This is a genomic window from Kitasatospora sp. NPDC036755, from assembly GCF_040636595.1.
Taxonomy (GTDB): domain Bacteria; phylum Actinomycetota; class Actinomycetes; order Streptomycetales; family Streptomycetaceae; genus Kitasatospora.
In genome coordinates, this window is sequence record NZ_JBEZUT010000329.1 from 1 (window position 1) to 9777 (window position 9777).

9 protein-coding genes and 2 pseudogenes are annotated in these 9777 nt (G+C 74.2%); 9 read left to right on the plus strand and 2 right to left on the minus strand.

Annotated elements, in window-relative coordinates:
- From AB0E96_RS33590 to AB0E96_RS33615, 6 genes are all read left to right on the plus strand, one after another.
- The coding region (locus AB0E96_RS33590; protein ID WP_359829582.1) for a hypothetical protein at positions 1-381 on the plus strand (381 nt) is incomplete at its 5' end.
- 70 nt (positions 382-451) lie between these two features.
- Positions 452-2242 (plus strand): hypothetical protein, encoded by a 1791-nt coding sequence (locus AB0E96_RS33595; RefSeq protein ID WP_359829583.1) that lies wholly within the window; start codon positions 452-454, stop codon positions 2240-2242.
- Complete coding sequence (locus AB0E96_RS33600) at positions 2239-2424, plus strand: hypothetical protein (protein ID WP_359829584.1); 186 nt, start codon at positions 2239-2241, stop codon at positions 2422-2424. Before AB0E96_RS33595 ends, AB0E96_RS33600 begins: the two co-directional genes overlap by 4 nt.
- Positions 2421-2978, plus strand: coding sequence for a hypothetical protein (locus AB0E96_RS33605; protein ID WP_359829585.1), 558 nt, complete (start codon positions 2421-2423; stop codon positions 2976-2978). Before AB0E96_RS33600 ends, AB0E96_RS33605 begins: the two co-directional genes overlap by 4 nt.
- A gap of 31 nt (positions 2979-3009) precedes the next feature.
- Entirely contained in the window at positions 3010-4578 is a 1569-nt protein-coding gene (locus AB0E96_RS33610; RefSeq protein ID WP_359829586.1) for an AAA family ATPase, read from the plus strand.
- 158 nt (positions 4579-4736) lie between these two features.
- Entirely contained in the window at positions 4737-5033 is a 297-nt protein-coding gene (locus tag AB0E96_RS33615) for a hypothetical protein (RefSeq protein WP_359829587.1), read from the plus strand.
- An 83-nt stretch (positions 5034-5116) separates the two neighbouring features.
- Here the strand turns inward: AB0E96_RS33615 and AB0E96_RS33620 are convergent, their stop codons facing one another.
- Entirely contained in the window at positions 5117-5926 is an 810-nt protein-coding gene (locus AB0E96_RS33620; protein WP_359829588.1) for an AfsR/SARP family transcriptional regulator, read from the minus strand.
- Positions 5927-6403: 477 nt separating this feature from the next.
- On the opposite strand from AB0E96_RS33620, the gene AB0E96_RS33625 reads away from it, so the two are divergent.
- The 3 genes and pseudogenes from AB0E96_RS33625 to AB0E96_RS33635 form a co-directional block, all read left to right on the plus strand.
- Positions 6404-6859 carry an SRPBCC family protein gene (locus AB0E96_RS33625; RefSeq protein ID WP_359829589.1) on the plus strand — a complete coding sequence of 152 codons (456 nt, stop codon included), beginning with the start codon at positions 6404-6406 and terminating at the stop codon, positions 6857-6859.
- Positions 6856-8247 carry an FAD-dependent monooxygenase gene (locus AB0E96_RS33630; protein WP_359829590.1) on the plus strand — a complete coding sequence of 464 codons (1392 nt, stop codon included), beginning with the start codon at positions 6856-6858 and terminating at the stop codon, positions 8245-8247. The genes AB0E96_RS33625 and AB0E96_RS33630 overlap by 4 nt, the downstream gene beginning before the upstream one ends.
- A 171-nt stretch (positions 8248-8418) precedes the next feature.
- A pseudogene (locus tag AB0E96_RS33635) lies at positions 8419-9672 on the plus strand (polyketide synthase); the annotation flags it as partial.
- Here AB0E96_RS33635 and AB0E96_RS33640 read toward each other — a convergent pair.
- Positions 9671-9777 (minus strand): annotated as a pseudogene (locus AB0E96_RS33640) (ABC transporter permease); the annotation flags it as partial. The pseudogenes AB0E96_RS33635 and AB0E96_RS33640 sit on opposite strands and share 2 nt — an antisense overlap.

The window sequence follows — 9777 nt, forward strand, 5'->3', positions numbered from 1 at the left end:
GCCGTGCGGTCCGGCGCGACCGCGGACCAGCTGCGGCCGCGGCCCGCCGACCTGCTCCGGGCGGTGCGCCGCCTGGACGCCGGGCTGGACCCGGCCGCCTGCGCCGAACTGTCCGACTGGCTGAAGGAGCACTACCAGGCCGCCTACGGCGACGTGCCGCTGGGCTTCCTCGCCACCTGCTACCTCGGCCCGCCGTTCGTCGACCACCGGCTGGACCTGTTCCGCGTGATCCTGCAGCACTTCGCGCCCGGCGACCAGGTCCCCGAGCCGTTCGGGGCGGCGCGCATGATCGTGCGCACCGGCGCCTACGCCTACGTCGAGGTGTACGGCAGCGGCCTCGTCCTGCCCGTCCTCCAGGACGGCACGGTGGTCCGGCCGTGAGCCGCACCCCACCCCCTCACCCGCACACGCACCCTCACTCGCACACGCACTGCACCGATCGGAGCGAAGCATGACCGAGGTGGACCACTATCTGCGCGGCCAGGTCCAGCAGGTCAACAACATGGTCGTCCGGCTGGGCGAGCAGGTCGGCGCGGTCTCCGGCCAGGTGACGGCCGTGAACGCCGCCCAGCAGCAGACCCGCGGCGAACTGCAGGACCTGCAGAACAAGTTCCTCGCCTTCGCCCAGCGGTTCGAACTGACCGCCGCCGTCCAGCGGGCGGAGACCAGGATCGGCGTCGTCCAGGACAAGCTCGACCACGAGTTCGGCCACCACAAGACCGTGCGCCGCACCGCCGTCGGCATGCTCCAGGCCTTCGACACGGGCCTCGTCTCCGAGGACACCGTGCGCACGGTCAGCGAACAGCTGATGATCCAGACCCCGCGCTACTGGCTGGCGCCGGCCCTGGTCGCCCTCGCCGCCTGGGCCGCCGACGACCGGACGCTCTGCGACCGGGCGATCGACGAGGCCTTCCGGCGCTCGCCCGAACGCACCTCGCTGCTCTTCGCCCTGGTGCTGCGCCGCCAGCGGCGCCAGGCGGTCGCCGTGCGCTGGCTGCGCCACTACCTGATCGCCCAGGACCCGGCCCGGCTGGGCCGGGAGTTCGCCGTCATCCTGGAGTCGCTCTCGCAGGGCGCGTTCGGCGCGGCCGGCCGCGAGCTGCTCCAGGAGACCCTCTCCGGCTGGCGGGCGACGCTGCTCGGCGACGACGAGGCCCGGGCCGCCCAGGTCCGCCGCTGGCTCGCCGAGATCGAGTCGCTGCGCACGCCCACCGCCCAGCCGGAGTTCCCCCGGCTCGCGGCGCTCTCCCCGCAGTGGCCGCAGCTCGACGCGGCGCTGTCCGGCGCCCGCGCGCACCAGCGGGTACTGGACAAGTACACGGCCATGATGGCCCGGGAGAGCGAGGCCTCGGACCGGCTGGAGGACGCCATCGACGACATCCTCGACCGGTTGGTGTCCGAGTACGACAACGAGGAGCTGCCGCTCCGGCGCGACCTGGCGTTCAACCAGGCGGTGGTCGACCACGACGGGGACCTGGACCGCGCCCGGCACGCCGTCGAGGTCGACGCGGCCTCGTTGGACGAGACGCTCGACTACCTGACCGTCCAGTCCACCGCCGCGCTCAACCCGAGCGCCATCGGCGCCTCCGCCGCCACCCAGCGGCTGGCCGTCGCCGCCTGCCACGAGTGGTTCGCCGACGCCCACGCCTCCTTCGCCCTCGCCTACCGCCGGGCCGTGCCGCCCGAGGTGCACGCGGTGCTCGGCTCCTCCCACAACGTCGGCGCGCAGACCTTCCAGCTGCCGCCGTGGACCGGCGCCTTCACCACCCCGCTGGAGGTCCTGGAGCACTCGCTGGCCGAGCACTGGGACCGGCACGCCCAGCCCTTCCTCGCCGCCCTCGCGTACCCGCTGAAGCGCAAGCTGGTGCCGCTGGTCGCCGCGGTCGCGATGATCCTGCTGGTGTTCACCGGCGTCAACGCGGGGTTCGCCTTCATCGCCGCCGCGGTCGTGGGCGGGATCTGGGGGCTGGTCCTCCACACGAGGAACGAGGCCGGCCGCCGGGTCGTCGGCTCGGCCCGCCGGCTGCTGGAACAGGCCAAGCAGGAGTCCCTGCTGCAACTGCGCGCCGCGGCGGCGGAACTGACCGACTGGGAGTCCCGCTACCGGGCCGCCGACGCCGTCGAGCAGCAGACCCGCGCGATGATCGCCTCGCTCGCCGGGGCCGCCCACGGCCCCTCCCCCTTCGACGGACGCACCGTCCTCACCAAGGACCACCAGACCCAGCAAGGGAGCCACCGGTGACCACCCCTCCCCCGCCGCCGCCCCGCCGACCGCCGGCCGCCGGCTCCCCGTGGGCCGCCAGCCCCCGCCCCTCCACCGACCGCGCCACCAGCCGGCTGCGCCGGCTCGTCGAGGGCCTGCCCGACTGGGAGCCGCTGCCGCCGGGCGAGCTCACCGTGCGCCGCCCGGGCACCGGGCTGTGACCGGCCTGCTGGGCTCCGGCGGCTCCTACCGGGCCTGGGCCGACTTCCTGGAACGCTGGGCCCGGGGCGCGCCGGAGGCCGCCGAAGGGCTGCCGCCGCTCGTCCTCGAGGACTTCCCCGAGGACACCCGGGAGCGGTTCCGGGTGCGCGTCACCGAGGCGCTCACCCGGCGGCTCCAGGACTGGTCCGACGCGCTGACCGCAGCGCTCAACGCCGCACCCGACGAGTTCGGCGCCGGCCGGGCCCTGGCCCAGGCCAGGACCGGCCTGCGGGCCGTCCGCGCCCTGGCCGAGCACCCCGGCCTGGACGAGGAGTTCCGCACCCGGCTGACCGAGGTGGTGGACGAGCGGATCCGCCGCTTCCAGACCGACCAGGAGGGCGAGCTGGACCGGCTCGCGGCGCTCGACGTCGATCCGGGCTGGCTGGAGGAGCGCCGCCGGACCCTGCGCGACAACCCGCTCACCGCGGTGATCGCCGAGACCGCCCCGGCCTCCCGGGACGGCTGGTCGTACGACCCCGCCGCCCCGCCCCGCCGCCGGATCGTCCGCGGCTGACCCGCCCCTCCCCCGACGCCGGAAGGCCCTCATGCCCAACTACGCCGACAGCCGCCGGGACCTCGGCAGCTACCTCACCGCCCGGGTGCCGGTCATCGGCCTGCGCACCATCGAGCAGCAGCGCGCGCTGCGCCTCGTCCGCGAGGTCGCCACCCAGTCCCGCAGCGGCAACCTGCCCTTCTGGGTCTACACCCGGGCCACCGGCCTGCGCGACCTGCGGACCAACAGCCCCATGCAGGACGACCGTTCGTTCGTCGGCGCGATGGAGTTCGCCGCCTCCCAGTTCACCGCCCGCCCGCAGGCGACGCTGGTGCTGGTCGACCCGGACGGCCTGGACGTCGACAGCCCGACCGCCCGCCACGTCGCCGAACTGGCCCGGCTCGCCGACTCCAACGCCGGCAGCATCGTGCTCATCACCGACAACCCGATCTGGAGCGGCCTCCAGCGGCTCGGCATGAGCCTGCAGCTCGACCTGCCCACCACGGAGGAGATGTACGACATCGTCCGGAGCTTCCTGGACGACCACCACGGCGTCGTCCCGATCAGCTGGACCGAGGACGACGTGCGGCGGGCCTCGGAGTTCCTGATCGGGGTGACCGAGGGCGAGGCGGTCAACCTGATGGCCACCATCGTCGCCAAGGGCTCGGTGGAGGCGGACGACGTCCTGGCGCTGGCCCGGGCCAAGGACCGGATCTTCAGCGACCTGGCCGGCCTGGAGCGGGTCCACCTGAAGTCCTCCGAGTACTCGGTCGGCGGCCTGTCCAGCCTGCGCGCCTGGCTGAAGCGCAAGCACCAGCTGATGCACGCGGACCTGCGCGGCACCGAACTGCGGCCGCCGCGCGGCGTCCTGCTGGTGGGCGTACCGGGGTGCGGCAAGTCGCTGTCCGCCAAGGCGATCGCCTCGGAGTGGCAACTGCCGCTCTACCGCCTCGACATGGCCAGCATCCACGGCAAGTACCTGGGCGAGTCCGAGGGCCGGATGCGGGAGGCGCTGGAGACGGCCGACCGGGTGTCGCCGTGCGTGCTCTGGATCGACGAGATCGAGAAGGGGCTGGCCGGCGGGCACGACATGTCGGGCGTGCCCCAGCGGATCATCGGCCAGTTCCTGTTCTGGCTGCAGGAGTCCCAGTCGCGCGCGTTCGTGGTCGCGACCGCCAACGACGTCCGGAGCCTGCCGCCGGAGCTGCTGCGCAAGGGCCGCTTCGACGAGCTGTTCTTCGTCGACCTGCCGGACGACCAGGACCGCAAGGAGATCATCGAGCTGTACTACCGGCGCTACCTGCGGATCGAGCCCGAACCGGACCAGGTCGAGCGGCTGGTCGACCTCTCCGAGGGCTTCGCCGGCTCCGACATCGAGGCCGCGCTGCACGACGTCGCCGCCCAGGTCCACCTCGACGGCGGCTCGGCCGAGCCCGACCTCTCCTTCGTGCTGGACACCTTCACCAACATGACGCCGTTCAGCCGCACCAACCCGGAGCAGCTGGAGGACATCCGGACCTGGGGCCGCGAGCGCGCCGTCCCCGCGGGCCGGCCCGCCATGAACGCCTCCGTGCCGGGCCAGCCGGGCACCGCGCGGCGCGTGGTGTTCATGCGCGACTGAGCCCCTCCGTCCGGAGCCGGCCCCGGTCGGCCCCGGACGGCTCCGGACGGCTCCGGACGGACGGCTTTAGACCGGCGCAAGGCGAGGGCTAGGCCGGGCCAAGGGCGGGTCTAGGACCGGCTCCTAGGCTCGGGCCAACACCCGACTATGGAGGCTCGATGGACGTCGCCGGCAAGTGGAACATCTCCGTGAACACCCCGATCGGCCGGCAGGAGGCCGCGCTGCTGATCGTCGCCGACGGCGACGACCTGACCGGCACCAGCACCTCGGCCGGCACCACGCTGGCGCTGCAGGAGGGCAAGCTGGAGGACAACGTGATCACCTTCAAGGTGCGCCTGGTCAAGCCGATGCCGATGGACTGCCGCTACACCCTGACCGTGACCGGCGACACCCTGATCGGTGACGTCAAGCTCGGCGCGTTCGGCAAGGCGAAGGTCACCGGCTCGCGCGCCTGAGCGCCCGGCCCGGCGCCGGCCGGCGGGCCGGTCGGGTGAGGCGGGGACGGCGGCACGGCTCCCCGGATCCGGTACGGAGGCCCTCAGGCCCCGGTCCGGAGGTAGAGCCGGTCGTCGTCCTCCAGGATCGCCTGGTGCAGCTCCCGCAGTGAGCGGCACGGCTCGACGCCCAGCGCGTCGCTCACCGTACGCCGGGCGAGCTGGTAGAGCTGCAGCGCCTCCGCCTGCCGCTCCGAACGGAACAGCGCCAGCATCAGCTGGCGGTAGAACGGCTCGCGCAGCGGGTTCTCGTCGATCGCGGCGTACAGCAGCCCGATCAGTTCGCGGTGCTGGCCCAGCGCGAGCGCCGACTCGGCCAGCAGCTCGATGCACTCCAGCCGGTCCTCGTCGAGGCGCGAGGCGAGCGTGTCCAGCGGCGCGCTGTCCCGCAGGCCCTCCAGGGCCGGCCCGCGCCACAGCGACAGCGCGGCGCCGAAGGCCGTCGCCGCGTCCTCGTGCCGGGCCGCCCGGGCGTGGCCGCGGCCCTCCTGCACCAGGCGGCGGAAGCGGAACTGGTCCATCGACTCGGGTGCCACCGTGATCCGGTAGCCCGGCGGCTGGGTGGCGATCGGGGTCTGCGTCACGCCGTCCCGGTGCAGGAACTTGCGCAGCTGGGACACGTACACGTGCACGTTGGCCGACGCCCGGGTCGGGGCCCGATCGCCCCAGACCGCCTCCACCAGCTGCTCCATGGTGACCACCTGGCCCGCCCGGCCGAGCAGGGTCGCCAGCAGCAGCCGCACCTTGTACGCGCTCGGGCTGTGCTCGCCGTGCTCGTCCACCACGCGCAGCGGGCCGAGCAGCTCGTAGCGCAGCGGCCCGGGCACGGCGGGCGCGCCCTGCGCGAAGGGCATCCCCCCGACGGGGGCCGTTCCCCCGATGGGGCCGGACAGGTGATCGGTCGACGTAAGCACCGACCCACCGTGCGCCACGCGCGGGTGCCTTTCCAACCCCGGTCCGGGCCCGCCGGGCCGCCCGCCGCACATCTAGGGGTCACCGGCCCGCCCCGCCTGCTAGGGGCCGCCCTCCGGCGGACGGGGCGGCGGGCCGACCGGGGTAAGGGGGAAGGGGTCGCGGCAGGTGACCGGCCCCACCGGGCGTGGCCTGCGCCGACGGGCGGGCGGTTAGGGGTGCCGGGGGTCTGTTTAGGGGGCGGATCCACTGGCAGCCGCACCGCCCGGCTGGCTTGAATGGGCGCCCGGCGCTACCTGCGCGTTTCCCGAGATCCCCCGATTCCTGCCTGCCCGGCGCACCCTGCGGCGATGCACCGCTTCCCTCCCCGTTTCGATGCACCGTCCCTCACCTTCCGACGAGAGGCTGTCGCGGTACCCATGGCTCTGAACTTCAGCGTGTCGGCGGTCATCAGTGGCGATATTTCGGCCATCTGGCAGACCATCACCGATGTGGCCTCCTGGCCCGAGTGGGACGAGCACTACGTCAAGACCGGCTTCGAGGGGCCCTTCGTGGTCGGCGCCACCGGCTGGAACAAGCCCAAGGGCACCCCCGGCGAGGGCGGCGCCCCGTTCACCGTGGACGCCGTCGAGGTCGAGAAGTCCTTCTCCACCACCACCAAGATGCCCATGGGCAAGATGTGCATCGACAACCGCTTCGAGGTGCTGCCCGACGGCCGGGTGGAGATCACCCGCGACGTGGCCGTGCACGGCGGCTTCGTGCCGTTCTTCCGCGCCTTCTTCCTCAAGTCCACCCGCGAGGAGATGGTCGAGAGCCTGCACTTCCTGGAGGCCGAGGCCAAGCGCCGCCTGGAGGCCGGGGAGGTCGTCAAGTGACCACCGCCCTCGTGCTCGGCGGCGGCCTGGCCGGCCTGACCGCCGCCGTCGCCCTCCTGCCCCACGTCGGTTCCGTCACCGTCGTCGAGGGCGACCAGTACCCGGACGGCCCGCAGGGCCGGCGCGGGGTGCCCCAGGCGCACCACAACCACCTGCTGATGGCCGGCGGCGCCCAGGCGCTGGACGCGCTGCTGCCCGGCACCACCGAGGCGCTGTACCGGGCCGGGGCGCACCACCGGAAGGTCGGCCAGTTCCTGCTGCTCGGCGCCGAGGGCTGGAGCCGGAGCACCGACGGCGACGCCTACACCATCGCCTGCAGCCGGCCCCTGGTCGACCACACCGTGCGCCGCCTCGCACTGGCCGCCGGCACCCTCGAGGTGCTGACCGGCACCAAGGTCACCGGACTCACCGGCACCGCCGCCCGGGTCACCGGCGCGCAGGTGGAGGACGCCGACGGCACCGTCCGCACGCTCACCGCAGACCTGGTCGTCGACGCCACCGGGAGCCGCTCCAAGGCCCCGCAGTGGCTGGCCGACCTCGGCGCCGGCCCGGTCCACGAGGACCGCCTGGACACCGGGCTGGCCTACGTCGGACGCTCCTACCTGGTGCCCGAGGGCTTCGGCGACGACTTCCCCGGGATCCTGGTGCAGACCCGCCCCGGCAACGGCCCGCACGCCGCCGGCGGCGCCCTGATGCCGCAGGAGGACGGCCGCTGGATCGTCGCCCTGATGGGCACCCGCGGCAACCACCCGCCCACCGAGGAGCGGGAGTTCCTCGACTTCGCCCGCGCGATGCGCCACTCCGTCATCGGCGACCTGCTCGCCATGGCCGAGCCGGTCACCCCGATGCGCGCCTCGCGCGGCCTGGCCAACCGGCGGCGCCGCTTCGAGAAGGCGCGGATGCCCGAGGGCTTCCTCGCGCTCGGCGACTCGGTGATGGTCCTCAGCCCCAACTTCGGCACCGGCATGTCGGTCGCCGCGATGGGCGCGCTGGCGCTGCGCACCCAGCTGGAGAAGACCGGGCTCGTCCCCGGCCTGGCCCGCCGGGTGCAGAAGGCCGTCGCCCGGATCGGCGCCGGCCCGTGGCAGATGGCCATCACCAACGACCGCTGGTTCCCCGGCGTCGAGACCAACCTGAAGCTGAGCGGCGGCGAGGGCCAGCGCAAGTTCGGCGTCCGCTTCGCCCGCACCGTCGCCGACAACCCGATGGTGGCGCGCCGGATGCAGGACATCTCGACGCTGGTCGCACCGATGACCGCGATGATGGCGCCCTCCGTGATGTTCGCGGTGATGCGCGGACCGCAGCGCCCGCCGCTCACCGACGCCCAGGCGCTCGGCCAGTTCCCGCAGTTGGCGCCGGTCCGGCCGGCCGCCGACCCCGCCCGGTAGCGGCACGGCGGCTCCGGCGGCGCGGTCGCCACGACCGACGGCGCCGCCGGAGCCGGCACCGGGCAGCCCGCCCGCCACCGGCCGGGCGACCACCAGGCCCCCCAGGGGCCCTCAGACACACCAGAGTTCGGACGACGGCGGCAGCGCGCCGACACGGGGAGAGAGTCGACGATGAGTGACGAGGCGCAGCTGCTCGCCTACCTGAAGCGCGCCACCACCGACCTGCGCGAGACGCGCCGCCGGCTGGCCGAGGCCGAGGCCGCCCGGGCGGCCGCCGAGGAGCCGGTCGCGATCGTGGCGATGGGCTGCCGCTACCCCGGCGGCGTCGACTCCCCCGAGGCACTGTGGCGGCTGGTCGCCGACGGCGTCGACGCCATCACCCCGTTCCCCACCGACCGCGGCTGGGCCACCGAGGCGCTGTACGACCCGGAGCCCGGCCGGCCGGGCCGCTCCTACACCCGGCACGGCGGGTTCCTGCACGACGCCGGGCTGTTCGACCCCGGCTTCTTCGGGATCAGCCCGGCGGAGGCCCAGCTGATGGACCCCCAGCAGCGACTGCTGCTGGAGATCTCCTGGGAGGCCTTCGAGCGCGCCGGGATCGACCCCACGGCGCTGCGCGGCTCCGCCACCGGGGTGTTCGCCGGGGTGATGTACCACGACTACGGGCTCGGCGTGGACGCCGGGTCCACCAGCGGCGGCAGCCTGGTCAGCGGCCGGGTCTCCTACACCCTGGGCCTGGAGGGGCCGGCCGTCAGCGTCGACACCGCCTGCTCCTCCTCCCTGGTCGCCCTGCACCTGGCCGCCCGTTCGCTGCGCGCCGGGGAGTGCGACCTCGCGCTGGCCGGCGGGGTCGCGGTGATGGCCGGGCCCGACATGTTCGTCTACTTCAGCGGGCAGCGCGGCCTGGCCGCCGACGGCCGCTGCAAGTCGTACGCGGCCGCCACCGACGGGACGGGCTGCGCCGAGGGCGCGGGCGTCCTGCTGCTGGAGCGGCTCTCCGACGCCCGCCGCAACGGCCACCCGGTGCTCGCCGTGATCGCCGGCAGCGCCGTCAACCAGGACGGGTCCTCCAGCGGCTTCACCGCCCCCAACGGCCCCGCCCAGCAGCGGGTCATCCGGCAGGCGCTGGCCGACGCCGGGCTGGCACCGGCCGACGTGGACGCGGTGGAGGGCCACGGCACCGGCACCACGCTCGGCGACCCGATCGAGGTCCAGGCGCTCTTCGCCACGTACGGCCGGGGCCGCGCGGACGGGGCCGCGCCGCTGCAGCTGGGTTCGATCAAGTCCAACATCAGCCACACCCAGGCCGCCGCCGGGGCCGCAGGCCTGATCAAGATGGTCATGGCGATGCGGCACGGCGTGCTGCCGCGCACCCTGCACGTCGACGCGCCGACGCCGCACGCGGACTGGGCGGAGGGCGGCGTCGACCGTCGGAGAGCATCGTGCCCAGCGACACGTCGGGGGTCTGGACGCCGAAGCCGAGGAAGGACAGGGCGGTCTCGCTGAGCACGGTGGAGACCACGCCCAGGG

Excerpts from the sequence above, each read along its gene's own strand:
- AB0E96_RS33595 (WP_359829583.1), top strand. The coding sequence starts at position 452 with ATGACCGAGGTGGACCACTATCTGCGCGGCCAGGTCCAGCAGGTCAAC.
- AB0E96_RS33610 (WP_359829586.1), top strand. The coding sequence starts at position 3,010 with ATGCCCAACTACGCCGACAGCCGCCGGGACCTCGGCAGCTACCTCACC.
- AB0E96_RS33615 (WP_359829587.1), top strand. The coding sequence starts at position 4,737 with ATGGACGTCGCCGGCAAGTGGAACATCTCCGTGAACACCCCGATCGGC.
- AB0E96_RS33620 (WP_359829588.1), bottom strand. The coding sequence starts at position 5,926 with ATGCCCTTCGCGCAGGGCGCGCCCGCCGTGCCCGGGCCGCTGCGCTAC.
- AB0E96_RS33625 (WP_359829589.1), top strand. The coding sequence starts at position 6,404 with ATGGCTCTGAACTTCAGCGTGTCGGCGGTCATCAGTGGCGATATTTCG.